The organism is Amycolatopsis sp. ATCC 39116, assembly GCF_000231075.2.
GTDB classification, from domain to species: Bacteria; Actinomycetota; Actinomycetes; order Mycobacteriales; family Pseudonocardiaceae; genus Amycolatopsis_E; species Amycolatopsis_E tucumanensis.
On record NZ_AFWY03000017.1, the window covers coordinates 22,320 to 44,146 of the forward strand.

The following is a 21,827-nucleotide window of genomic DNA, read 5'->3' on the forward strand; positions in this document are numbered from 1 at the left end:
CGCCGCCGGTGGTGCTCGTGCCCGGCATGCTGTGCGACGCGGACCTGTGGGCCGATGTCGACGTGCCGTCGCCGGTCGTGCACGCGGAGATCACCGCGCCGGACATCGGCGGCATGGCCGAGCAGATCCTCGCCGCGGTCGACGGCCCGTTCGTGCTCGCCGGGCTGAGCCTGGGCGCGATCGCCGGGTTCGAGGTCGCCCGGCGCGCGCCAGGGCGGCTGGCCGGGTTCTGCGCCATGGCGACCAACGCGGGCGCGCCGCGGCGGGAGCAGCTGGCGGGCTGGGCGGAGCTCGACCGGCTCACCGCCGACGGCGGGTTCGAGGCGGCCGTCGCCCGGATCCTGCCGACCATGTTCGCCGAGCCGGATCCCGTGCTGCGTCAACGGTTTCTCGGCATGGCCGGTCGCGTCGGGCCCGCCGTGTTCCGGTCCCAGCTCGCCGCGCAAGCCACCCGGCGCGACGCCCACGCCGCGATCGCGACGCTGTCCTGCCCGGTCCTGGTGCTGTGCGGCGAACGCGACGCGCTCTGCCCGCCTGCCTTCCACCACAAGATCGCCGCGCACGCGCGGGACGCCACCTGCCACGTCATCCCCGGGGCCGGGCACCTGCTGACGCTCGAAGCCCCGGACACCACGACCACCCTGCTGCGCGACTGGCTGCGCGGCCTACCGAAGGAGTTCCGATGCCCAAGGTCCTGAAATCCGCCGTCCCCGCCGAGCAGGTCGCCGCCCAGCGGGACGACGTCGCCGACCGCGTCCGCGGGATCATCGCCGACATCCGGGACCGCGGCGACGCCGCGGTCCGGGAGTACTCGGCGAAGTTCGACTCGTGGTCGCCGGAGTCGTTCCGGCTCTCCCCGGAGCGGATCGAGGAGATCGTCGCCCGCGTTCCGGCCCAGGTGCTGGACGACATCCGGTTCGTGCAGGACCAGGTGCGCACCTTCGCCCGGCACCAGCGGGACTCGATGCGCGAGTTCGAGGTCGAGACCCTGCCCGGGGTCCACTTGGGACAGAAGCACGTGCCGGTCGCCGCGGCGGGCGCGTACGTCCCCGGCGGCCGGTACCCGCTCACCGCGTCGGCGCACATGACCATCGTGACCGCGAAGGTCGCCGGGGTGTCGCGGGTGGCCGCGTGCACGCCGCCGATCCGGGGCGAGGTGCCCGATGCCACCGTCGCCGCCATGCACCTGGCGGGCGCCGACGAGATCTACCTGCTCGGCGGGGTGCAGGCGGTGGCCGCGCTGGCCGTCGGCACCGAGACCATCGGGCGCGTCGACCTGATCGCCGGCCCCGGCAACGCCTACGTCGCCGAGGCCAAGCGGCAGCTGTTCGGCGAGGTCGGCATCGACCTGTTCGCCGGGCCGACCGAGGTGCTGGTGATCGCCGACCACACCGCCGACCCGTTCGTCGTCGCCGTGGACCTGCTGTCGCAGGCCGAGCACGGGCCGGACTCGCCCGCGGTGCTGATCACCACCTCGGCGGACCTCGCGCGGGAGGTGCTCGACCACGTCGAGGCGCTGCTGCCCGGCATGCCCACCCGCGACTTCGCCGAGCCGGCGTGGCGCGACCACGGCGAGATCCACGTGGTGGATTCGGCCGACGAGGCGTTCGCGCTGGCCGACACGTACGCGTCCGAGCACGTCCAGGTGCTCACCGCGCAGCCGCGGCAGGCGCTGGAGAAGATGCGGAACTACGGCGCGTTGTTCCTCGGCCCGGGCACCTGCGTGTCCTTCGGGGACAAGGTGATCGGCACGAACCACGTCCTGCCGACGCGCGGCGCGGCCAGGTACACCGGCGGGCTGTGGGTCGGCAAGTACCTCAAGACCGTGACCTACCAGGAGGTCACCAGCAGCGAGTCGAGCGAGCGGCTGGGCGAGGTGTGCGGCCGGGCGGCGCGGGTCGAGCTGTTCGAGGGCCACGCGCGGTCCGGCGACGTGCGCGCGGCCGGGTTCCGGCGGGGGGAGCTGGCGTGGAACCCGGCCTGAGCGGGCGCACCGCGCTGGTCACCGGCGGCGGCAACGGCCTCGGCCGGGCGATCGCCGTGGCGCTGTCGGAGGCCGGCGCGCGGGTCGTGGTGACCGGGCGGCGGCGGTCCAGTTTGGACGAGACGGTGGCCGCCCTGCCCGGGCCGGGGCGGGCGGCGGTGTGCGACGTGGCCGACCCCGGCTCGGTCGCCGCGCTGGCCGCGGAGCTGGCGGACGAGGAGATCTCGGTGCTCGTCAACAACGCCGGCGTCGCGGGGCCGGTCAAGCCGCTGACCGAGGTCGAGCCGGACGAGTGGGACGAGGTGTTCGCGGTCAACGTCCGCGGCGTGTACCTGGTGTGCCGGGCGTTCCTGCCGCCGATGGTCGCGCGCGGGGCGGGGGACGTCGTGAACATCGCGTCGGTGAGCGGGAAGCGGCCGTTGCTGCGGCGCACCCCGTACTGCGCGTCGAAGATGGCGGTGATCGGGCTGACGGCCACGCTCGCGGGCGAGGTCGGGCCGCACGGGGTGGCGGTGAACTCGCTGTCGCCGGGGCCGGTGGCCGGGCCGCGCATGGAACGCAACTTCCGGCTGGAGGCCGAGCGCACCGGCGTGAGTTACGAGGAGGCGGAGCGGGCTTTTGTGGGGCGGTCGGCGTTGGGCCGGATGGTGACGGAGGCGGAGGTGGCGGCCGGGGTGCTGGCGATGTTGCGGATGCCGGGGCTGTGTGCGGCGGACATCGACCTGTCGGCAGGGATGGTGGCGCGGTGAGGACGCTGAAACAACGCCTGGCGGCGGGGGAGCGGCTGCTCGGCGGCCTGCTGCGGCTGCCGTCGGAAACGCTCGTCGAGATGGCCGGCGTCGCCGGGCTCGACTTCGTCGTGCTCGACTGCGAACACGGGCCCGCCGACCTGGTGCCGCTGCAGCAGCACGTCGTCGCGGCCCAGGCGCACGGGCTGGGCGTGCTGGTCCGGGCCGGGGCGGCCGAGCCCGCGCTCGTCCTGCGCGTCCTCGACCTGGGCGCGGATGGCGTGATCGTGCCGCACGTCGACACCGCGGAGCAGGCCAGGGCGGTCGTCGCGGCCGCGCACTACCCGCCGCTCGGCGAGCGCGGCTTCGCGACCTACAGCAGGGCCGGCCGGTTCGGCGCGCGCGACATCGCCGAGCACCTGTCGCGCTCCGCGGAGACCACGCTGGTCGTGCCGATGATCGAGACGCCGGAGGCGTGCGCGGCGGCGCCGGAGATCCTGGCCGTGCCGGGCGTCGACGCGGTGCTGGTGGGTCCCGCGGACCTGTCGGTGGCGATGGGCCTGACCGGTGGTGCCGCCGAACCCCGCGTCCGCCAGGCGATGGCGGAGGTCGCGAACGCGGCGGAGCGGGCGGGCAAGCCGATGGTGAGCATCGTGGGCGGCGCGGCGCAGGCCGCGGCGGCCCCGCCGGGCGCGGTGATCTACAACCTGGCGCACGTGCTGCTCCACACGCTGCGCGACCTGGCCGGTCAGTCCGGGCGGTAGGACTTCTCCGGCCAGAACGGCCACTCCTCGAACGCCCGGCACCGGCCGTCCCCGGCGAAGCGGATGATCCACAGGTCCCGGTACTGCTGTCGCGTGGGTTCGCCGTAGGTCACCTCGACCCGCACGACGGCGGTGTCCCCGTCGAGGGCAACCGGTTCGCTGGTCATCCGGAAGTCCTCGTCGGGGCCGGTCCGCTCGGCCTCCCACATCGCGGCGATGGCCGGCAGTCCCCGCACCGGTTCGCGGTACGGGGACTGCCGGTAGGTCGCGTCGTCGGTGAACAGTTCCGCCAGGGCGCCGGTGCCCGGTGACCGCCACGCGCGCTCGTAGCCGTCGACCCAGGACCGCACTCGTCGCTCGTCCATCCGGTGAGTGTGGCACCGGACGGCGGCTCAGCGCGGCGGCCGCGCGTCCAGCAGGACCAGGACCGTGACGATCGCGGCGAGGACGAGCAGCGTGATCAGGGCCGCGTCGACCAGCAGGCCGGTCATGACGGGCTCCGCTCGGCGGCGCGCTTGCCGGACCGCAGGCTGGTCATCGTCACGGTCGCCAGGATCAGCACGATGACCAGCAGCGAGACCGGGGTGGGGATGGTCGGCACCGCGGGCCACACCTCGTGCGCCCAGTGCAGCACGAGCTTGACCCCGATGAACGCCAGGATGACGGCGAGCCCGTGGTTGAGGTGGGTGAGCTTGGCCAGCGCGGTGTGCAGCACGAAGTACAGCGCACGCAGGCCGAGCAGGGCGAACGCGTTGGTGGTGAAGACGAGGTACGGGTCCTCGGTGATGCCGTAGACCGCGGGCACGGAGTCGACGGCGAACACCACGTCCGTGGCGAAGACGGCCACCACCACGAGCGTCAGCGGGGTCAGTGCCCGCCGTCCGCGCTCGCGGACCACCAGGCGCGTGCCGCGGTAGTCGTCGGTGACCGGCATCAGCCTGCGCAGCAGCCGGACCGAGCGCATCCGCGACACGTCGGGGTCCGTTTCCGGTCCGCTGAGGGCCTCGTGCAGGATCTTCACCGCCGAGGCGAACAGGATCAGGCCGAACACCAGGAACGCCCACGTGCCTGCCTGCAACAGCGCGGCGCCGGCGGCGATGAAGATGCCACGCAGCACCAGCGCGCCGACGATGCCGTAGAGCAGCACCCGTTGCTGCACCTCGACGGGCACGGCGAACGCCGCCAGCAGCAGCATGAACACGAAGAGGTTGTCGACGGAAAGCGATTTCTCGACGACGAACCCGGTGGCGAACTCCAGCGCCTGCGCGCCGCCGAACGCGGTCCACAACCAGAAGGCGAACACCAGCGGCAGCGTCAGGTAGAACACCGACCAGCCGGCGGCCTCACGCAGCGACACCTCGTGCGGCCGCCGCGTCACGAGGAAATCGGCCGCCAGCAGGGCCAGCAGCACGGCGATGCTGATCACCCACAACCACGGGCTGCCGATCGACGACGCGGGCGCGGCAGCGGCGACCGCGGACTGGTGCGACATGGGGCCTCCTCGAACACCGTCAGCGTTCGAGGTCTCCTTCACCCGCATCGCGGGCGCCCTGCCGGGGACACGCCGGGTGTCCGTACTGACCGGTCAGGGACCTTGGGAAGTACTCCCCTCGGGACCGAGTATCGGACAAATCGGACACCGTGTAAAGAGGGTCACCCGTACGCGGTAACCGGCCGAACCGTCCACATGGGACTGAACAGGGCCGGCGCCCCAGTGGCGCCGGCCCTTCCCGGTCAGAGGCTGTGGGCGGCGATGTCGCCCTGCGAGGTGGTGGCGCGGATGGTCAGCTCCGGGTTGCCGTTGTTCTTCAGCGCGTTGCTGATCCGGCCGTGGCCGGTGCCGGCGTCCAGGGTGGCCGAGACACCGGCCGCCGCGCCGACGGTGATGTCGCCCGCCTGCGTGCGCAGCACGACGGTGCCGCTGACGGCCTCGGTGAGGCGGATGTCGCCGCGGGCGGTGGTGATCTCCGTGGCGCCGCCGACCCGGCCGACCTCCACGTCACCGTCGGTCGCGGTGAGCCGCAGCGTCGCGGCCTCGTCGAGGTGGATGTCGCGGTAGGCGCCCGCCACCCTGACGTTGCCGAAGCGGCCGGTGGCGCGGAGCTCAGCGGCATTGCTGGTGACGTCGACGCGGGAGCCGGCGGGCAGGTGCACGGTGACCGCCACCGAACCGGACGGGCCGAAGACCCGGTTGCCGGGCTCCGGCGCCTCGACCCGCAGCACACCGTCGGCGTAGGTGACGGTGGTCTGTTCGGCCAGCTGCACGTCGCGGCTCTTGCCGGGGTCGGCCGGGGCGACCTCGACGGTCGTGTCGGCGCGGTCCGCGGCGGCCAGGTGGATGCGCCCGGCGGGGACGGTCAGGACGGCGGCGATCGGGGCGGTGGTGGCGAAGTTCTGCATCGGTCTCTCCTTGCTGAGCGGCTTGATGGGAACACCATCGCCCGCTGCACTGACACCGGACCGCCACCGCGCTGACGCGGCCGCTGACACGGGACGTCAGTGGCCGTGGAAGGCCTCCGCCAGCCACCACGACCCGCCGTCGTCGATGATCTTCGCGTCCACGACCAGCGGTTTCTCCCGCGGGCCGGCCAGCCACGCGGAGACCTGCCGCAGGTCGGCGACGGTGCGGACGGTGACCCCGGCGCAGCCGAACCCGCGCCCGATCGCGGCGATGTCGGTCGGCGGGAACCGGACGGTCGCGTGGTCGCCGGTGAAGTGGTGCACCTCCGCGCCGTAGGCGGCGTCGTTGTAGACGACCACCAGCAGCGGCAGGCCCAGCCGCACGGCCGTGTCGAGCTCCTGGGCCGCCATGTGGAACCCGCCGTCGCCGAGGGCGGCGACGGGCAGCCGTCCGGGCTGGGCGATCGCCGCGCCGATCGCGGTGGCCAGCCCCAGCCCGATGGACTGGAAGGCCTGGGTGAAGCAGAACCCGAACTCGTCCGGCACGTCCAGGAACGCGCTGGGGTAACCCATGAAGTTGCCCGAGTCCACCGACACCACGCGCTCGGCGGGCAGGATCCGGTCCAGCTCCGCGGACAGCGTGCGCGGGTCGATCAGGTCCGCGGTCGACTCGTCGCGGTAGTCGGCCGCCGACCAGCGGGCCCGCGCGGCGATCCGGTCCCGCAGCGCGGGGGAGCGGTAGCCGGATTTCCTCCGGTCACCCAGCTCGGCGAGCACCGCGCGGGCGGTCACCGCCGCGTCGCCCACCACGCCGACGTCGACCGGCCGGTGCGCGCCGATCGCGCTCGCCTCCAGGTCGACCTGCGCGAGGCGGGCGCCGGCGCCGATCAGCTTGCCGTGGCGGGTGGTCCACCGGTTGAGCGCGCAGCCCCAGCCGACGACGAGATCGGCATCGCGGACGAGTTCCGCGGTCAGCGGGGAGGCGAACCCGCCGGAGATGCCCAGCGCCCACGGGTCGCCGTGGAACAGGCCGTGCGCCACCGCGGACGTCGCGAGCAGCGCGCCGCACGCGTCGGCCAGTGCCCGGATCTCCGCGGCCGCGCCCCGGCCACCCCGGCCGGCGATGAACACCGGCCGCTCCGCGGCGGCGAGCAGCTCGGCCAGCTCGGCCACCGCGGCGGCATCGGGCTCCGGCGCGGGAGGGGCGGGCACCGGCTCGATGGCTTCCAGCGGCGGCGCGGGCTCGGCCTGCACGTCCAGCGGCAGGTTCAGCACGACCGTGCGGCGCTCGTGCAGCGCGGTCCGGTACGCGCGCACCGTGTCGGCCACCGCGGTCTCCGGGCTGTGCACACGCTCGGCGACCGCGCCGACCGCCCGGGCGAGCCCGTCCTGGTCGATGCGGAAGTTGTTGAGCGGATCGGCGGCGGGCGACTCGGCGGTGAGGACGATCAGCGGGGTGCGGCTCTTGGCCGCTTCGCCGATGCCGGTGACCGCGTTGGTCAGCCCGCAGCCCTGGTGGGTCGACACGAGCGCGACCCGGCCGCTCATCCGCGCGCACGCGTCGGCGGCGGTGGCCGCGCCGCCCTCGTGGCGGGTGGCGTGGAAGGCGACCCCGGCCGCCCGCAACGCGTTGGTGACGTGGAAGTTGCCGCTGCCCACCACGCCGAACACCGGACCGGCGCCCAGCTCCGCCAGGACCCGCCCGACCGCCTCGGCGACGATCACGCCCGCTCCACGAGCGCGTACACGCGCGCCGGGCTGCCCGACCCGCCGACGATCGGCAGCGGCGAGACCACCAGCAGGGCGCCGGTCGGCGGCAGCTGCGCGAGGTTGCGCAGCTGGGTCAGCCCGCACTTGCCCGCGCCGAGCAGGCGGTCGTGGCAGGGGAAGATCGGCTCCAGCTCGGCGGCGCGGCCGGCGTCGGTGCCCACGGTCTCCACGCCGAACCCCGCGATCGGGGCTTCCTCGGCGAGCCACTGCGCGCACTCCGGCGACACGCCCGGGGTGTGCGAAGCGCCGTCGCTGACGTTGAGGAAGCTGTCCTGGTCGCCGGAGCGTGCGTCCCACCCGGTCCGGTAGAGCAGCCAGCCGCCCTCGGGCAGCGGCCCGTGCTCGCGTTCCCAGTCCCGGACGTCGTCGATGCCCAGCAGGAAGTCGGGATCGTCGTCGACCCGCGCCGACATGTCCAGCACGGCGGCCGGCCCGATGAGCGTGCGCAGCGGGATCTGGTCGACGCTGGGGCCGTCCTTGCCGGACAGCCAGTGGTTGGGCGCGTCGACGTGCGTGCCGACGTGCTCGCCGGTGTGGATGTCGTTCCAGTACCAGCGCGGGCCGCGGTCGTCGTAGCGGCTGATCTCCTCCAGCCGGAAGCCGGTGGTGTTGGCGAACGGCGGTGGCAGCTGCAGCACCGGCGTGCTCTCCGACAGCGGCGCGGTCAGATCGACGACCTCGACGCGGCTGCTCCGCAGCGCGGACAGCAGATCGGCCAGGACGGGCATCGGAACCTCCTCGGATCGTGGCGCTCCGGCGGTCGTGCGCGGCCCGCGCTCGGAACGAGACTAGCCACCCGCGCAACGGTCCCGGTCATACGGAATCCATAGGTCCCGCCAGCGATACTCGCGCCATGCGGGTGCTCTTGGTGGAGGACGAACAGCCCCTGGCCGGCTACATCGTCACCGGTCTGCGCAAGCAGGGCTTCGCCGTCGACCTCGCCGGGGACGGGCGCACCGCGCTGGAGAAGTGCGAGCTCACGCCCTACGACGTCGTGGTGCTGGACCGGGACCTGCCGGTCGTGCACGGCGACACGGTCTGCCGCCGCCTCGCCGAACGCGGTGGCGCGCGCATCCTCATGCTGACCGCGTCCGGCTCGGTCAGCGACCGGGTCGACGGGCTCTTCCTCGGCGCGGACGACTACCTCGGCAAACCGTTCGCGTTCACCGAGCTCGTCGCCCGCGTGCACGCGCTGGCCCGGCGCAGCGCCCCCGCCCGGCCGCCGGTGCTGCGTGCCGGTGACGTGACCCTCGACCCGGGCCGGCGCACCGCGGAACGTGGCGGGCGGCTGCTGTCGCTGGCGCCCAAGGAGTTCGGCGTGCTCGAACAGCTGCTGGCCGCCGACGGCGCCGTGGTCAGCGCGGAGACCCTGCTGGACAAGGTGTGGGACGAGCACGCCGACCCGTTCACCAACGCGGTGCGGATCACCGTCGGCACCCTGCGCCGCAAGCTCGGCGGACCGCCGCTGATCGAGACCGTCACCGGCGCGGGCTACCGGCTGCGGCCGTGACGGCGCGGCTGTCCGCCCGCAGCAGGCTGACCCTGGTCTACACCGCGCTGGTGCTGGTCGCGGGCGCGGTCCTGACCGTGGTCACCTACCTGCTGACGCGGCGGCGCGCGGTGCTGGTGCAGATCACCGGCTCCGGCCCGCCGCCCCTGGACGTGGAGGTGCTCGCCCGCGAGGTGCGCGAGGACACCCTCGCGACGCTGCTGGGGCAGGGGTGGATCGCGCTGGCGGCCGTCACCGCGGTGGCCGGGCTGGTCGCCTGGCTCGTGGCCGGCCGGGTGCTGCGGCCCATCCGCACGATCTCGGCCACCGCGCGGCGGCTGTCCGCGGAGAACCTGTCGCACCGGGTGCCGGTGCGCCCGCCGCACGACGAGCTGGCCGCGCTCGCCGAGACGATCAACGGGATGCTGGACCGGATCCAGCGGGGGATGGCCGACCGCGACCGGGCGCTGGAGAGCCAGCGGCTGTTCAGCGCGAACGCCGCGCACGAGCTGCGCACCCCGCTGACGACGATCCGCACGGCGGTCGACGTGACGCTCGACGGCGAACCCACGCGCGCCGAACTGCTGACGATGGCCGCGGACGTGCGGGACGCGGCCGACAACAGCCGCCGCACGCTCGACGGGCTGCTGGCGCTGGCGCGCAGCCAGGCCGGCGCGGGCGACCGCCGCCGGCTCGACCTGTCCGCGCTCGCCGCCGAGTCGCTGGCCGGTGTCGCGAGTGGACTGTCCGCTCAGGACATCGAGGTGGAGCGGGATTTGGACCCCGCTTGGCTGTGTGGCGAGCCGGTGCTGCTGGAGCGGATGGTGGCCAACCTGATCGGCAACGCGGTTCGCCACAACCACCCGGGCGGCTCACTGGCGGTGTCCACCCGGGCCGGTGCCGACGGTGTGGTGCTGCGTGTGGTCAACACCGGCGCCGTCGTGCCGGCCGAGCGCGTGGAACGCCTGCTGGAGCCGTTCGTGCGCGGGGAGAACAGCCGCGGTGGTGCCGGGCTGGGCCTGTCCATCGTGCGTGCCGTGGTGCTCGCCCACGACGGCACGCTCACGGCTGCCGCCAACCCCGGCGGCGGGCTGGACGTCACCGTGCGGCTGCCCGCCGCATAGCATCGGCTGGTGCACGGTGAGGTCGGTGTGATCGCCCGCGACGGGGAGCACGAGGTCGAGATCAAGCGGTCCCGGTTCGTGTGCACCGTCGCGCGGGTCGATGACGTGGCGGCCGCCGCGGCGGTGATCGCCCGGGTGCGCAAGGCCGGGCCCGGTGCGAACCACCACTGCACGGCGCTGCGGATCGGCGATCCGGAGACCGGTGAGATGACCGTCCGCAGCAACGACGACGGGGAGCCCGCCGGCACCGCGGGCGTCCCGATGCTCGAGGTGCTCGCGCGCCGCAACCTGACCGACGTCGTCGCCGTGGTGTCGCGGTGGTTCGGCGGGATCAAGCTCGGCGCGGGCGGCCTGGTCCGCGCCTACTCCGGCGCGCTGGCGGAAACCCTGGACGCCGTCGGGACGCTGCGCCGGGTGCGGCACCGCGAACTGCTGATCGCCGTGCCGCACGACGTCGCCGGCCGCCTCGAACACGACCTGCGCAACTCGCCGTACCGGCTGCAGGACATCGACTACGGCGCGGACGTCACGCTGACGGTCGCGGTCACCGAGGCCGACCGGGACGCGTTCGGCGCGTGGCTCGCGGAGCGGACGGGTGGCGAGGCCGAGGCCCTCGACGCGGGGACGAGGGACCTCTACCTCCCCTGACGCGTCAGACCCGCACCACACCGGGATGGGCGAGGTCGTAGGCGCGGGAGACCTTCTTCGGAACCACCACGCGCACGCGTCCACGAGGAGTTCGCGGGCCTCGGCCGGTTCCAGCGCGGCGCGCTCCTCCTTCGGGAACGCGAACTCAATTACCGTCTCATTGGCGGAGAACGCGACGTAGAGGGTCGGCCCGACCCGGAACTTCAGTCGACCGCGCACGTAGACCGGGTAGGAGCGCTCGAGCTCCGAGCCCAGGCGCGAACGTCTTCGAGCACCGCCACGACGCACCTCCTCACCCGGGGGACCTGGACCTCTTCCTCCCCTGACGGATCAGACCCGCACCAGCTCGATCACCGGGATGACCCGGCTGGTCTTGCGCTGGTAGTCGGCGAACTGGGGCTGCACGGCGGACTGCTTCGCGTAGATCTCGTCCCGCTCGGGGCCCTCCAGCACGCGGGCGATCACGGGGAAGGTCTCGTCGCCGAGCTCGATCGTCGTCTTCGGGTTCGCCACCAGGTTGTGGTACCAGGCGGGGTTCTCGTCGGCGCCGCCCTTGCTGGCGAAGACGAAGATCCGGTCGCCCTCGCGGTAGTAGACCAGCGGGGCGATCCGCTCGATGCCGGATTTCGCACCCACGTGGTGCACCAGGACCAGCGGGCTGCCCTCGAAGATGCCCCCGGCCTTGCCGCCGTTGGCGCGGAACTGGGCGATGACGTCGCGGTTCATCGCGTCGAAGTCGATGTCGGTCACAACGTCGATCATAAGCGAGCGTGACGACCCGATCGATGCTCGAAAGAGCCAGATTCATATCCGATCGTGTCATCCGCTGCTACTGTTGAGCGCATGGACCTGCTGGCTGACGCGCTCGAAGTGGCGGGAGTCCGCGGCGTCCTCGGCGCGCGCATCGCCGCCGGCGGCACGTGGGGCATCTCGTGGAGCTGGATCGGCGGCGCCGGGTTCTACGCCGTCACGGCGGGCACCGCCTGGCTGGGCGTGCCCGGCCGCCCGCCCGCGCAGCTGATGCCGGGGGACGTCGTGCTGCTGCCGACCGGGACCGAGCACACCCTGACCAGCGCGCCGGACGCCCCGGCGGACACGTGCGACTGCGACGCCGCGGAACGGGCCAGGGCCGACGGCGGTGTGCTGCGCTTCGGCACCGGCGAGGTCCAGACCCACATCCTGAGCGCCTCCTACGAGTACGACCCGGCGGTGTCCACCCAGGTGCTCGCCTCGCTCCCGGAGGTGGTGCACATCCGGGCGGACAACGGCGGCAGCTGTCTCGACGACACCGTCCGCCTGCTGGCCAGGGAGCTCGCGCGTCCCCAGCTCGCCACCGCGGTCGTGCTCAGCAGGCTGGTCGACATCCTGCTCGTGCAGTTGCTGCGGGTGTGGGTGGCGCGGAACCCGGCCGGCGCACGCGGGTCCTGGCTCGGCGTGCTGTGCGATCCGCTGGTCGGCGCGGCGATCGCGAAGCTCCACGAGGATCCAGCGCGGGGGTGGACGATCGACCTGCTCGCGGCCGAGCTGGCGGTGTCGCGGACCACGCTCGCCCGCCGGTTCCGCACGGTCGCCGGCGAGTCCTTCGGCAACTACCTGACGCGGCTGCGGATGGATCTCGCGGCGGTCCGGCTCCGGGACACCGACGACGCGCTGGAGGCCGTCGCCCGCTCGGTGGGCTACACCTCGGTGTACGCGTTCAGCCGGGCCTTCCGGCGGGATCGCGGTCACGCGCCGGGCGGTTATCGGAGGTCGGCGCGGGTGTGACCGGCGGTGGGCCGGACGGGACGGCCCACCGCCGTCGCGGATCAGCCTCCGGGCCGGATGTTGTGGTTGAAGCGGAACGTGTTCGCCGGGTCGTAGGCGCGCTTCACCGCGGCCAGGCGGTCGTGCACGGCGTCGCCGTAGGCGGCGCGGACGCCGGCGGGCGTGGCGTCCCGTTCAACGAGGAACGTCGGGGTGCGCCGGGCGGTGGTCCAGGGGCGCAGGCCGTCCACGATCCGGTCGAAGTAGGCCCCCATCGTCGGCATGGCGTCCGGGCCGCCGACGCCCAGCGCGTACAGGGCGAACGGCACGCCCCGGCTCGGCACGGCGTTCGGTGTCGCCGGCTCCCGGTCGAAGGCGCCGCCGAGCGCGCGCAGTTCCACGCCCAGCAGGGGACAGCCGGAATCCGGGCCGGTCAGTTCCACCAGCTTCCCGACCGTGGCGTCGCTCAGCTCACCCAGCGACGCGCCCCCGGAGAAGTGCGGGATCGGGTCGGTCGGGTCGAGGTGGATCTCGGCGATCGAGGTGAACGGCTTCTCGCCGATCAGGTCCAGCACGGCCGGGGCCGCGGCGCGCATCGGCGCCAGCAGCCGTTCCGCCTCCGCCGCCTCGCCGAGGTGCGCGAACCGCAGGTGCACCACGAACGCGCCGCGCAGCGGTTCCGGCAGCTCCGGCATCGGGGGCAGGCGCTGCACCATCACCGAGGTGGTGGCCTCCTCCGGCAGCGTCGGCACCCACTCCCGCCACGCGCGCAGCACCGCTTCGGTGTCGGCGCCGGGGAAGTACAGGGCACCGCCGTAGAAGCGGGGGTGCGGGAACAGGTCGAACTCGATCGCCGTGACCACCCCGAAGTTGCCGATCCCGCCGCGCAGCGCCCAGAACAGCTCGGGCTCCGCCGACGCCACGCGGAACTCACCGTCGGCGGTCACGATCTCGATGCGGCGCACGTGGTCGGCCGCGTAGCCGTACTTCCGCCCCAGGACCGGGCTCAGCCCGCCGCCCAGCGAGTAGCCGACCACGCCGACCGAGGGCGCCGACCCGGCGATCGGCGCCAGCCCGGACTTGGCCGCCTCGTCCAGCACCTGCTGCCAGCGAGCCCCGCCGCCGGCGCGGGCGACCCGGCCCGCCACGCTCACCTCGTCGAGCCGGCGGGTCGTGATGAGCAGCGCTTCCGCCGCCGGGTCCACGACCTGGTGCCCGGTCGCCTTCACCGCGACCGGCATCGAGTTGTCGCGGGCGAACCGGACGGCGTGGCGGACGTCGTCGACGCTCTCCGCGGCGACGACGATCGCCGGGGTCAGCGGGTGGATCGGGTTGAAGCCGGCGCATTCCTCCGCGTACCCGGGATCGCCGGGCCGGAGCACCGCCCCCTGTACGGCGCGGGCGAGTTCCGCGGTGTTCGGCTGCGTCATGAGTTCCCCTGTTCGTAGGCGTTTCCACAATGGACACGCGCTCGGCAGGGTGGCCGTTCCGCGGATCGCGGCGGCGTTCCCTTACGGGCACGGGTTCGGACCCGTGGCGCTACCGCCTCGCCTCGTACACGCGGCTCACCGGCGTTTCGGCGACGCACTTCCACCGGGACAGTCCGGCTTCACCGGCCAGGCGGCGTGGATCGAGGGTTCGTCGGCCACCGTCGCGTGGTCGAGCTTGGCGACAACCCCGTCCAGCGCGGGCAGCCAGGCGGTGACGAGATCGGCCGCGTAGCCGGGGCGGAAGACGCGGCGTCGAACTGGCGGGCACACGCGCGGCCGGTACGGAAGGCCTCGATCAGCTCGCCCTCGACACCGTGGAGCGAGGACAACATCAGGAAGGAACCCATGGCGTACGTCGGCTCGTCCGCGTTCGCAAGCACCGCCGCCTGCTCGTCGGGCAGCGCTTAGCGGTCCGCGTCCGGGCGGGTCGAGCCTGCCGCCGAAGGCGGCCGCACCGTCGGCGATGACGCGCGGGGCGTCGTCACCTGGTGGTCGCGCCCGCCGCGGGGCAGCTCGCGCCCGGCGCGGGGAGGACGCCGTCGACCAGGTAGTGGTTGACGATCGCGTTCACGCACGGGTTCAGCCCGAACTGGCCGTGCACGCCGTCGGCGACGGTGACCAGCGGCTCGTGCAACGCGGCGGCCATCGCGACACCGTTGACGTACGGCGTGGTGGTGTCCCGCTGCCCCTGCACCACCAGGCCCGCCGGGTAACCGGCGCGGACCGGCTTCGGCAGGTATTGCGTGCGCGGGAACGAGCGGTAGGCGCACGGGCCGGGCGCGAGCTCACCCGCGACCGAAGCCGTCGCGCCGTAGGGCATGGCCTCGCGGTAGTAGCGCAGGTCCCGCTCGTACACCGCCAAGTCGGCCGGCCACCGCCAGTCGCAGATCACCGTGTCGTGCGCGTTGTCCACCACTTCGACCGAGCCGGCCGCCGGGGACGGGGCGCGCACCGGGCCGGGGGAGTCCAGCGCGGCACGAATCGACCGGGCCAGCTCCGCCCACTGCCCGGGGTAGCGGGTCGCGTCCACGGGCACGAACTCGGAGCCCGTCTCGGCGCTGCTGTCCAGGTCCGCGACGGTGTGGTAGGCGCCGGCGGGCCGGGTCTCCAGCACGGCCGCGAGCGCCTCGACGTTCTCCTCGACTTCGCGTGGTGTCGAGCCCAGCCGGAACTCGCTGTCCCGAAAGGCTGCCCACGCGGCCCAGTCGTCCAGATTGGACCGGCGCGCGGCCGCGGCGGCGTAGCCCTGGTCGTGCCACGGCGCGGTCGGGTGCAGGGCCGAGTCGAGCACGCTGCGGTCCAGGTGACCGGGGAAGAGCGTGCCGTACACTGCACCGAGCGTGGTTCCGTAGGACACGCCGAGGTAGTTCAGCTTGGCTTCGCCGAGCGCCGCCCGCACGACGTCCATGTCCCGCGCCGTGTTCGGTGTGTTCATGTAGGGCCGCAGCGGTCCACTGATCTGCTGGCAACCCTGCTCGGTGCGCCGCGCGAAGTCGGCCATCTTCACGATGTCGGCGTCCGTGGGCCGGGTCGGCCGGTCCAGCGCCGGGAACGGCGGCTGCAGGCAGCGCAGCGGGGTCGATTCCCCGACACCACGGGGATCCATGCCGATGATGTCGTAGACCCGCGCGAGGTCCTGGTCCGCGTAGCTGAGCGGGAAGGCCAGCCCGGACAGGCCCGGCCCGCCCGGATTGGTCAGCAGCACCCCGCGGCGGTGCGCCGGATCGGTCGCCCGGTGCCGGCTGATCGCGATGCTGATGCGACGGCCGCCCGGATGCGCGTAGTCCAGCGGCACCGCGATGGTCGCGCACTCCAAGGGCAGGTCCGCGCACGGCGCCCACGGGACCGGCTGGGTCTCGACGGCACGCAGCGGATCGGCCTGCGCAGGAACGGCGGACACGGTCAGCACGGCGGTCAGGGCGAGGGTGACGAACCGGCGCATGGTCACGGCCGCCAATCCGGGTGCCCGGGCATCGCGGGTGTCTTGGCGCCGTACAGCCACTCCGTCAGCAGCGGGGTGAGGTCCTGGCCGGACACCCGGTTCGCCGTCGCGATGTAGTCCGCCGTCGTCGCCGAGCCACCCCGGTGCTCCAGGTAGAACGCGCGCTCGATGCGCTCGAACGTCTGCTGGCCCACGGTCTCGTGCAGTGCGAACAACGTGAGCGCGCCGGGCAGGTCGGTGTCCAGCAGGATGCCGCCCGGGCTCGTCAGGCGGGCCGGCGGGCCCGACTGGTCGCGGATGGACTGGTCCTGCTGGTACAGCTCACGCATCGTGTCGGCCAGGTTCCGGTAGCCCTGTGACGCGCCGAAGACGTTCTGGTAGTACATCGCGTGGCCCTCGTTGAGCCACATGTCGTCCCACGATGCCGGGGAGACGGCGTCGCCGAAGTACTGGTGCGCCAGCTCGTGCACCATGGTCTCCGACTGCAGCTCCGGCGGCAGCGCCAGTGCCGGCGCGGAGAACGTCGACAGGGTCGCCGTCTCCAGCGCCACGCCGTCGTACGGGCCGACCACGCCGAGCACGCCGTACTTCTCGAACGGGAACGGCAGGCCCAGCGTGTCCTCCAGCCACCGCACCTGCTCCGGCGTGCGCCGCGCGGCTTCGGTGATCCGCGGGAGGACGTTGGCGTCGGTGATCCCGTACTGCTCGGTCGCCTGCGGCGGGACGCGGAAGCCGCCCATCGTCGACGGGACGTGGCTGACGATCGGCAACCCGTGCGGCCCGGTCTGCTCGACCGTGGTGAACTTGCCGACCGCGACCTGCACCACGTTCGTCGGGATGTCCGTCGCGGTTCCGTACACATAGGACGAGCGGTCGTCGTGGGTGGTGAGCGAGCGCAGGGTGCCGTTGGCCGCGACCTGCCGGTCCCGCGGCACCGTGACGCGGAAGGTGAACCGGGCCTTGTCGCGCGGGATGTCGTTGCACGGGAAGAACAGGTGCGCCCGGTCCGGTTGGCCCATCAGGGCGAACCCGGAGTCGGTGCCGGCCCAGCTCTCCCAGGTGAAGGGGACGTCGGCGGGCCAGTCGTAGTAGGGCGGGACCGGCTTCTGCGCGCGGTCGGCGGTGTAGCCGACGCGGACCTCGAACGTCCGGCCCTCGCGCAGCGTCTTCGCCGGGGTGACCAGGAGCTTCTCGTGCGCTGGGTCGACGGTGAACGTGGCCGGGACGCCGTTCACGGTCACCGATTCGATCCGCTGCCCGACCGAGTCGAGGCTGAACGACGACAGGTTCTGCGTCGCGCGCGCCGTCATCACCACCGACGACCGCATGGTGGTGACGGCCGGGTCGTAGTCGAAGCTCACGTCGTAACCCGTGGCGTCGTAACCGCCGTTGCCCAGCGTCGGGATCAGCCGTTCCCCCGCGCTGGTCGCCCCTGGCGTGCCGGTCGCGGCGTCCGCGGTGACCGGGCTGAGCGCCGCCCCCACCAGCACCGCCGCCGCGGCCCACGTCCTGCCTCGCATGCTCGATTTCCCTTCCGCTTCCGTGATCGCTGCCCATCAGACAACCAGGTCCGGCCCCGCCGCATCGGCCGATCGGCCGGGCGTCACCTGGCCGGGTGGCCGACGGCCGTTCGGGCGCTGTGCGGTGCCCGTCCGGTCCTGGCACGGCCGCGGCACCCGGGAGGGATACTGGACCCGCAGGTGCGTTTCCACCTCCGGGAGGTTCGGTGCTGACCAAGAAGGGCGCCGCCACGCGGCAGCGGATCATCGAGGCCGCCGCGGCGGAGATCCGCGAGCACGGCGTGGCCGCGGCGACGCTGGAGGACATCGGGCGGCGCAGCGGCACCGGCAAGAGCCAGATGTTCCACTACTTCCCGGACGGCAAGGACCAGCTGCTGCTGGCGGTGGCACAGTGGGAAGCCGGCCGCGTGCTGGAGGACCAGCAGCCCTACCTCGGGCAGCTCACCACGTGGGAGGCGTGGCACCGGTGGCGGGACGTGGTGGTCGAGCGCTACCAGCGGCAGGGCGTCCACTGCCCGCTCGGCGTGCTGATCACCGAGGTCGGCCCGAAGACCCCCGGCGCGCAGGCCGTGACGCGGCAGTTGCTGGAGCAGTGGCAGCACGAGGTCCGCCAGGGCATCACCGTGATGCGCGACAGCGGCCGGATCAGCCGTGACATCGACCCGGACCGGGCCGCCGCCGCGCTGATCGCGGCCATCCAGGGCGGGGTGACGATCCTGATGTCCACCGGGTCCGCCGCGCACCTGGAGTCCGCTTTGGACCTGTGCCTGGATTACCTGCGTCTGCCGGTGTCCGCCTGAGCGCGGCGCGTCAGTCCGCCGGAACCCAGTTGCGGACGTCCGGCCGGTAACCCGCCGGCTTGTCCGCCACCTTCGTGCCCGGGTTGACGATCCACGACTGGTACTGCGGTGTGAACATCACGTACGGCTTGCCCGGCGGCACCGCGCTGGCCGCGTCCAGGTCGGCCCGCAGCTCCGCGGGGATCTCGAAGTCGAGAGCCGCCAGCGACGCGTCGAGCTGCGCCGTGCTGCTCGCTCCGACGATGGCCGACGCGATGCCGGGCTGCGTCGCCGCCCAGTTGAGCGCCACCTGAGCCATCGACACGCCCAGCTTCTCCGCCACGGTTTCCAGCGGCCCCAGCACGTTCCACTGCGCGTCCGTCCATTGCAGACCGGAGCCGCCCGCGCCGCTGAGCCTGCCCTCGCCGGCCAGGCCCTGGTCGGACCGGCGGTACTTGCCGGTCAGGAACCCGGACGCGAGCGGGCTCCACACCGTGACGCCCATCCCGAGTTCCTGCCCCGCGGGCACGTGCTCGGTCTCGATCGTCCGGTCGACGAGCGAGTACGGCAGCTGCAGGTTGATCAGCGGCACCAGCGAGTTCGCCTCGGCGAGCGACTGCGCGCGGGCGGCGTACCAGGCCGGCACGTCGGACAGGCCGGCGTACCGGATCTTGCCGGCCCGGGTCAGGTCGTCGAACGTGCGCAGCACCTCCTCGACCGGGGTGATGCGGTCCCAGGTGTGCAGCAGGTACAGGTCGAGGTAGTCGGTGCCGAGGCGGCGCAGCGAGGCTTCCACCGCCCGGATCATGTGCTTGCGCCCGTTGCCGCCCGCGTTCGGGTCGCCCGGGTCGACGCTGTTGGTGAACTTGCTGACGAGCACGAGCCGGTCGCGGGCCCCGGCTTCGGCGATGAGCCTGCCGAGGATCCGCTCGCTCTCGCCCGCGGTGTAGAAGTCCGCGGTGTCGACGAAGTTGCCGCCCGCCTCCAGGTAGCGCCGGAAGATCGGGCGGGCCTCCTCTTCGGTCTTGCCGTAGGGGGCGTGGAAACCGTCCTTGCCGAAGTTCATGGTCCCCAGCGACAGGCGGCTGACGCGCAGGCCCGACCGGCCGAGGAGGAAGTACTGATCCAGTGACATGAGCCCAGGATGGAGACGCAAAAATGGACCCGCAAGTACAGAACTGCGGCGTCAGCCGAGCCGGACGGGAAGCGTCTCCAGACCGCGCATGAGCAGGCTGAACCGCCAGGTCAGCTCGTCCGGGGCGGCGTCGAGGCGCAGGTCCGGGAAGCGGGTGACCAGCTTGCCGAGCGCGACCTGTCCTTCCAGCCGGGCCGGGGCGCGCCCTGGCAGTGGTGGATGCGGTGCCCGAAGGCGACGTGCCCGGCGCGGCGGGCGAGGTCGAGCCGGTCCGGGTCGTCGAAGCGCGCCCCGTCCCAATCGGCATGCCCAGCCGGAACCTCCCGGCGTCGCGCAGCGAGTTCGTCGCGGTGGCGGTGAGCCGGCCGCTCTGGGGCGTTCACGTGTTCTTCCCGTTCGGCAAAGAAAAACCGGGCCGGAGAACCCCTCTGACCGCCGTCGGGGTTCTCCGGCCCGGTGGGTGTCTCGCCACAAGGGCTCGGTAGCGAGACGTGTCCGGCCTGGGGGACCGTGCTCCGCCACGCTAGGGCGCCTCCGTTGACGGATGGTTGACGCGCCGTGGACGGGTCACAGTGCCAGGTCCCGCTTGGTCTGCTCGTAGCGCTCGACCATCGCGGGGCGGGCCAGCCGCATCGCCGCGGGCAGGTGGTCGAGCACGGCCGCGGCGCCGGGCGCGGGGCGGGGGTCGCTCAGCAGGCCGAGCACCAGCTCGGGCGCCGACCGCGGTGGCAGGTCGGCAACGGCCCGGCGCAGTGTCTCGATCGTGTACGCCGGAATCCTCGGGAACACCTCCCACAGCGTGAGTTCCTCGTGGTCGAGGTGCGCGATCAGCAGGTCCCGCGTCCGCGCCGCGGCCGGTTCGCCCAGCGCGGCGGCGATGCCCACCGCCGCGGCCTGGCGGTGCGGCGCGGGGAACATCAGGGCGTGTTCGAGGTCGTCGGTGGCCTGCACGAGCCTGCTCAGCTGCGCGTCCAGCGCCGTCCGGCTCGTCCGCAGCGAATTCAGCGCCACACCGGGGAACAGGTCGCGCAGCACCGGCCAGAACCGCACCTCCGCGTGGCGCCGGTGCCGCCGCAGGAACTCGTGCTGCCAGTGCGCGACACGCACGAGGGTTTCGACGTCGACCGGTTCGCCCGTGGCCAGCCGGGACATCGCGGCGGCGGTCAGCGCGGCCGCCCGCCGCAGAACGGTGTGCACGGCGAGCAGTTCGTCGTACATGCGGTTCTTCTCGGCAACGCGCCCGCTCGCTTCCACACCGCCGAAACTAGCCACCTCCGGCGCGCGGCACGTGGTGGCGAAGCGCTGGTGCAGCAACACTCGCCCGATGGGGCAGCCGGATCAGCTGTCGCGCGCCGACCGCGCCAGCACCTCCTGCACGCCTTCGACGAGCGGTTCACACGTCGCCAGCGCCGTCGCGAGCCCGGCCGCGGGCGGCCCGCCGACGCCCTGGCCCAGCACCACCCCGAGGATCAGCCCCGGCACTCCCGGCGCCCGCGCCGCCCACATCAACGCGCCCCCGGCCGCCGTGCTCGACCCGGTCTTCACCCCGACCACGCCGTGCTTGCCCAGCAACGTGTTCGTGTTCGCGTAGCGGCCCGGCACACCCCGCACCACGACGCTCGGCTGCGCGACGATCGCCCGGAACACCTCGTCCCGCATGATCTCCCGCAGCAACCGGAGCTGGTCGGCGGCCGTGCTCGTGGTCGAGTCCTCCAGCCCGCTCGCGCCGGTGTAGGTGGTGTCCGCCATCCCGAGTTCGGCGGCGGCGCGGTTCATCTTCGCCACGAACGCCTGCTCACTCCCGGCGTCCCAGCGGGCCAGCAGCCGCGCGATGTTGTTGCCCGAGGGCACCAGCATCAGCGACAGCAGGTCCCGTTCGGACACTTCCGTGCCCGCGCCCACCCACACCGTCGACTCGCCGTCGTTGCCGGCCTCGGCCTCCGCCTGCCGGTCGACGACGACCTCCGGACCGCTGTCCCCGGGCGCCAGCGGGTGGTCGCGCAACACCACGTACGCGGTCATCACCTTGGCGACACTGGCGATCGGCACCGGCGTCTGCTCCCCGGACACGCCCAGGCTGCCCACGCCTTCGACCTCGACGGCGGCCTGGCCTTCCGCCGGCCACGGCACCCCGTCCCGCACCTGGAACGCCGTCGAAGGGTCGTCGTGCACCCGCAGCACGACGACGACTCCGGCCACCACCGCGACCACGGCCGCGACCACGGCCGCCAGCCACCACTTCCCGAGAACCCGCATGTGCCCACAGTGGACGCCGAAGGTGTCCGGACCGGCGGAGCCGTGCATCAGCCAC

22 protein-coding genes and 1 pseudogene are annotated in these 21,827 nt (G+C 73.3%); 9 read left to right on the forward strand and 14 right to left on the reverse strand.

Annotated elements, in window-relative coordinates:
- Positions 1–8 precede the first annotated feature (8 nt).
- The 4 genes from AMY39116_RS43205 to AMY39116_RS0319205 are packed head-to-tail and all read left to right on the forward strand — an operon-like array spanning position 9 to position 3,476.
- Positions 9–698, forward strand: a complete 690-nt coding sequence (locus AMY39116_RS43205; RefSeq protein WP_020419260.1) for an alpha/beta fold hydrolase — start codon at positions 9–11, stop codon at positions 696–698.
- Complete coding sequence (gene hisD / locus AMY39116_RS0319195; RefSeq protein WP_020419261.1) at positions 683–1,984, forward strand: histidinol dehydrogenase; 1,302 nt, start codon at positions 683–685, stop codon at positions 1,982–1,984. Before AMY39116_RS43205 ends, hisD begins: the two co-directional genes overlap by 16 nt.
- A complete protein-coding gene (locus AMY39116_RS0319200) occupies positions 1,969–2,733 on the forward strand; it encodes an SDR family NAD(P)-dependent oxidoreductase (protein ID WP_020419262.1) in 765 nt (254 codons plus the stop codon). Before hisD ends, AMY39116_RS0319200 begins: the two co-directional genes overlap by 16 nt.
- Positions 2,730–3,476 carry an HpcH/HpaI aldolase/citrate lyase family protein gene (locus tag AMY39116_RS0319205; RefSeq protein WP_020419263.1) on the forward strand — a complete coding sequence of 249 codons (747 nt, stop codon included), beginning with the start codon at positions 2,730–2,732 and terminating at the stop codon, positions 3,474–3,476. Before AMY39116_RS0319200 ends, AMY39116_RS0319205 begins: the two co-directional genes overlap by 4 nt.
- On the opposite strand, the gene AMY39116_RS0319210 is transcribed toward AMY39116_RS0319205, so the two are convergent.
- From AMY39116_RS0319210 to AMY39116_RS0319235, 5 genes are all read right to left on the reverse strand, one after another.
- A complete protein-coding gene (locus tag AMY39116_RS0319210; RefSeq protein ID WP_039791641.1) occupies positions 3,461–3,841 on the reverse strand; it encodes a nuclear transport factor 2 family protein in 381 nt (126 codons plus the stop codon). The genes AMY39116_RS0319205 and AMY39116_RS0319210 overlap by 16 nt on opposite strands.
- Before the next feature lie 122 nt (positions 3,842–3,963).
- Positions 3,964–4,968, reverse strand: a complete 1,005-nt coding sequence (locus tag AMY39116_RS0319220; protein ID WP_020419266.1) for a TerC/Alx family metal homeostasis membrane protein — start codon at positions 4,966–4,968, stop codon at positions 3,964–3,966.
- Between the two features lie 242 nt (positions 4,969–5,210).
- Positions 5,211–5,876 carry a DUF4097 family beta strand repeat-containing protein gene (locus AMY39116_RS0319225; RefSeq protein ID WP_020419267.1) on the reverse strand — a complete coding sequence of 222 codons (666 nt, stop codon included), beginning with the start codon at positions 5,874–5,876 and terminating at the stop codon, positions 5,211–5,213.
- 96 nt (positions 5,877–5,972) lie between these two features.
- Entirely contained in the window at positions 5,973–7,601 is a 1,629-nt protein-coding gene (locus tag AMY39116_RS0319230; protein WP_020419268.1) for a thiamine pyrophosphate-binding protein, read from the reverse strand.
- A complete protein-coding gene (locus AMY39116_RS0319235; protein ID WP_020419269.1) occupies positions 7,598–8,374 on the reverse strand; it encodes a cyclase family protein in 777 nt (258 codons plus the stop codon). Before AMY39116_RS0319235 ends, AMY39116_RS0319230 begins: the two co-directional genes overlap by 4 nt.
- Before the next feature lie 125 nt (positions 8,375–8,499).
- On the opposite strand from AMY39116_RS0319235, the gene AMY39116_RS0319240 reads away from it, so the two are divergent.
- Genes AMY39116_RS0319240 through AMY39116_RS0319250 form a run of 3 tightly spaced genes read left to right on the forward strand, consistent with a single transcriptional unit; the run spans position 8,500 to position 10,907 of the window.
- Positions 8,500–9,156: a response regulator transcription factor gene (locus AMY39116_RS0319240; protein WP_020419270.1), complete on the forward strand. Its 657-nt coding sequence runs from the start codon at positions 8,500–8,502 to the stop codon at positions 9,154–9,156.
- Positions 9,153–10,259, forward strand: a complete 1,107-nt coding sequence (locus AMY39116_RS0319245; protein WP_020419271.1) for a cell wall metabolism sensor histidine kinase WalK — start codon at positions 9,153–9,155, stop codon at positions 10,257–10,259. Before AMY39116_RS0319240 ends, AMY39116_RS0319245 begins: the two co-directional genes overlap by 4 nt.
- A 9-nt stretch (positions 10,260–10,268) precedes the next feature.
- Positions 10,269–10,907, forward strand: coding sequence for a YigZ family protein (locus AMY39116_RS0319250; protein WP_020419272.1), 639 nt, complete (start codon positions 10,269–10,271; stop codon positions 10,905–10,907).
- Positions 10,908–11,237: 330 nt separating this feature from the next.
- Here the strand turns inward: AMY39116_RS0319250 and AMY39116_RS0319255 are convergent, their stop codons facing one another.
- On the reverse strand, positions 11,238–11,669 hold the full coding sequence (locus tag AMY39116_RS0319255; protein ID WP_020419273.1) for a nitroreductase family deazaflavin-dependent oxidoreductase: 432 nt from the start codon (positions 11,667–11,669) through the stop codon (positions 11,238–11,240).
- An 81-nt stretch (positions 11,670–11,750) separates the two neighbouring features.
- Between AMY39116_RS0319255 and AMY39116_RS0319260 the strand changes: the two genes are divergently transcribed.
- The gene (locus AMY39116_RS0319260) at positions 11,751–12,671 is read left to right on the forward strand and encodes an AraC family transcriptional regulator (RefSeq protein WP_020419274.1); all 921 of its coding nucleotides are present in this window, start codon (positions 11,751–11,753) and stop codon (positions 12,669–12,671) included.
- A 41-nt stretch (positions 12,672–12,712) separates the two neighbouring features.
- Here AMY39116_RS0319260 and AMY39116_RS0319265 read toward each other — a convergent pair whose 3' ends face one another.
- The 4 genes from AMY39116_RS0319265 to AMY39116_RS0319280 form a co-directional block, all read right to left on the reverse strand.
- Positions 12,713–14,080, reverse strand: coding sequence for an FAD-binding oxidoreductase (locus AMY39116_RS0319265; protein ID WP_020419275.1), 1,368 nt, complete (start codon positions 14,078–14,080; stop codon positions 12,713–12,715).
- A 135-nt stretch (positions 14,081–14,215) separates the two neighbouring features.
- A complete protein-coding gene (locus AMY39116_RS46195; RefSeq protein WP_157358612.1) occupies positions 14,216–14,410 on the reverse strand; it encodes a hypothetical protein in 195 nt (64 codons plus the stop codon).
- Positions 14,411–14,621: 211 nt separating this feature from the next.
- On the reverse strand, positions 14,622–16,082 hold the full coding sequence (locus AMY39116_RS43210; RefSeq protein WP_051123567.1) for an alpha/beta fold hydrolase: 1,461 nt from the start codon (positions 16,080–16,082) through the stop codon (positions 14,622–14,624).
- A gap of 2 nt (positions 16,083–16,084) precedes the next feature.
- The gene (locus AMY39116_RS0319280; protein ID WP_020419278.1) at positions 16,085–17,602 is read right to left on the reverse strand and encodes a M1 family metallopeptidase; all 1,518 of its coding nucleotides are present in this window, start codon (positions 17,600–17,602) and stop codon (positions 16,085–16,087) included.
- Positions 17,603–17,808: 206 nt separating this feature from the next.
- Between AMY39116_RS0319280 and AMY39116_RS0319285 the strand changes: the two genes are divergently transcribed.
- Entirely contained in the window at positions 17,809–18,402 is a 594-nt protein-coding gene (locus AMY39116_RS0319285) for a TetR/AcrR family transcriptional regulator (protein WP_020419279.1), read from the forward strand.
- Positions 18,403–18,412: 10 nt separating this feature from the next.
- Here the strand turns inward: AMY39116_RS0319285 and AMY39116_RS0319290 are convergent, their stop codons facing one another.
- The 4 genes and pseudogenes from AMY39116_RS0319290 to AMY39116_RS0319305 form a co-directional block, all read right to left on the reverse strand.
- Positions 18,413–19,516, reverse strand: coding sequence for an aldo/keto reductase (locus AMY39116_RS0319290; protein ID WP_020419280.1), 1,104 nt, complete (start codon positions 19,514–19,516; stop codon positions 18,413–18,415).
- A 51-nt stretch (positions 19,517–19,567) separates the two neighbouring features.
- Positions 19,568–19,836 (reverse strand): annotated as a pseudogene (locus tag AMY39116_RS47570) (cytochrome P450); the annotation flags it as partial.
- 247 nt (positions 19,837–20,083) lie between these two features.
- A complete protein-coding gene (locus AMY39116_RS0319300) occupies positions 20,084–20,734 on the reverse strand; it encodes a hypothetical protein (RefSeq protein WP_157358613.1) in 651 nt (216 codons plus the stop codon).
- Between the two features lie 120 nt (positions 20,735–20,854).
- Positions 20,855–21,772, reverse strand: coding sequence for a D-alanyl-D-alanine carboxypeptidase family protein (locus AMY39116_RS0319305; protein ID WP_051123568.1), 918 nt, complete (start codon positions 21,770–21,772; stop codon positions 20,855–20,857).
- Positions 21,773–21,827: the final 55 nt, after the last annotated feature.

What these genes read in the sequence shown, in the direction of transcription:
- AMY39116_RS0319210 (WP_039791641.1), bottom strand. Translation starts at nt 3,841, where the DNA reads ATGGACGAGCGACGAGTGCGGTCCTGGGTCGACGGCTACGAGCGCGCG.
- AMY39116_RS0319260 (WP_020419274.1), top strand. Translation starts at nt 11,751, where the DNA reads ATGGACCTGCTGGCTGACGCGCTCGAAGTGGCGGGAGTCCGCGGCGTC.
- AMY39116_RS0319290 (WP_020419280.1), bottom strand. Translation starts at nt 19,516, where the DNA reads ATGTCACTGGATCAGTACTTCCTCCTCGGCCGGTCGGGCCTGCGCGTC.
- AMY39116_RS0319300 (WP_157358613.1), bottom strand. Translation starts at nt 20,734, where the DNA reads ATGTACGACGAACTGCTCGCCGTGCACACCGTTCTGCGGCGGGCGGCC.
- AMY39116_RS0319220 (WP_020419266.1), bottom strand. Translation starts at nt 4,968, where the DNA reads ATGTCGCACCAGTCCGCGGTCGCCGCTGCCGCGCCCGCGTCGTCGATC.
- AMY39116_RS0319235 (WP_020419269.1), bottom strand. Translation starts at nt 8,374, where the DNA reads ATGCCCGTCCTGGCCGATCTGCTGTCCGCGCTGCGGAGCAGCCGCGTC.
- AMY39116_RS43210 (WP_051123567.1), bottom strand. Translation starts at nt 16,082, where the DNA reads ATGCGCCGGTTCGTCACCCTCGCCCTGACCGCCGTGCTGACCGTGTCC.
- AMY39116_RS0319255 (WP_020419273.1), bottom strand. Translation starts at nt 11,669, where the DNA reads ATGATCGACGTTGTGACCGACATCGACTTCGACGCGATGAACCGCGAC.
- AMY39116_RS0319280 (WP_020419278.1), bottom strand. Translation starts at nt 17,602, where the DNA reads ATGCGAGGCAGGACGTGGGCCGCGGCGGCGGTGCTGGTGGGGGCGGCG.
- AMY39116_RS0319225 (WP_020419267.1), bottom strand. Translation starts at nt 5,876, where the DNA reads ATGCAGAACTTCGCCACCACCGCCCCGATCGCCGCCGTCCTGACCGTC.
- AMY39116_RS0319305 (WP_051123568.1), bottom strand. Translation starts at nt 21,772, where the DNA reads ATGCGGGTTCTCGGGAAGTGGTGGCTGGCGGCCGTGGTCGCGGCCGTG.
- hisD (WP_020419261.1), top strand. Translation starts at nt 683, where the DNA reads ATGCCCAAGGTCCTGAAATCCGCCGTCCCCGCCGAGCAGGTCGCCGCC.
- AMY39116_RS0319240 (WP_020419270.1), top strand. Translation starts at nt 8,500, where the DNA reads ATGCGGGTGCTCTTGGTGGAGGACGAACAGCCCCTGGCCGGCTACATC.
- AMY39116_RS0319265 (WP_020419275.1), bottom strand. Translation starts at nt 14,080, where the DNA reads ATGACGCAGCCGAACACCGCGGAACTCGCCCGCGCCGTACAGGGGGCG.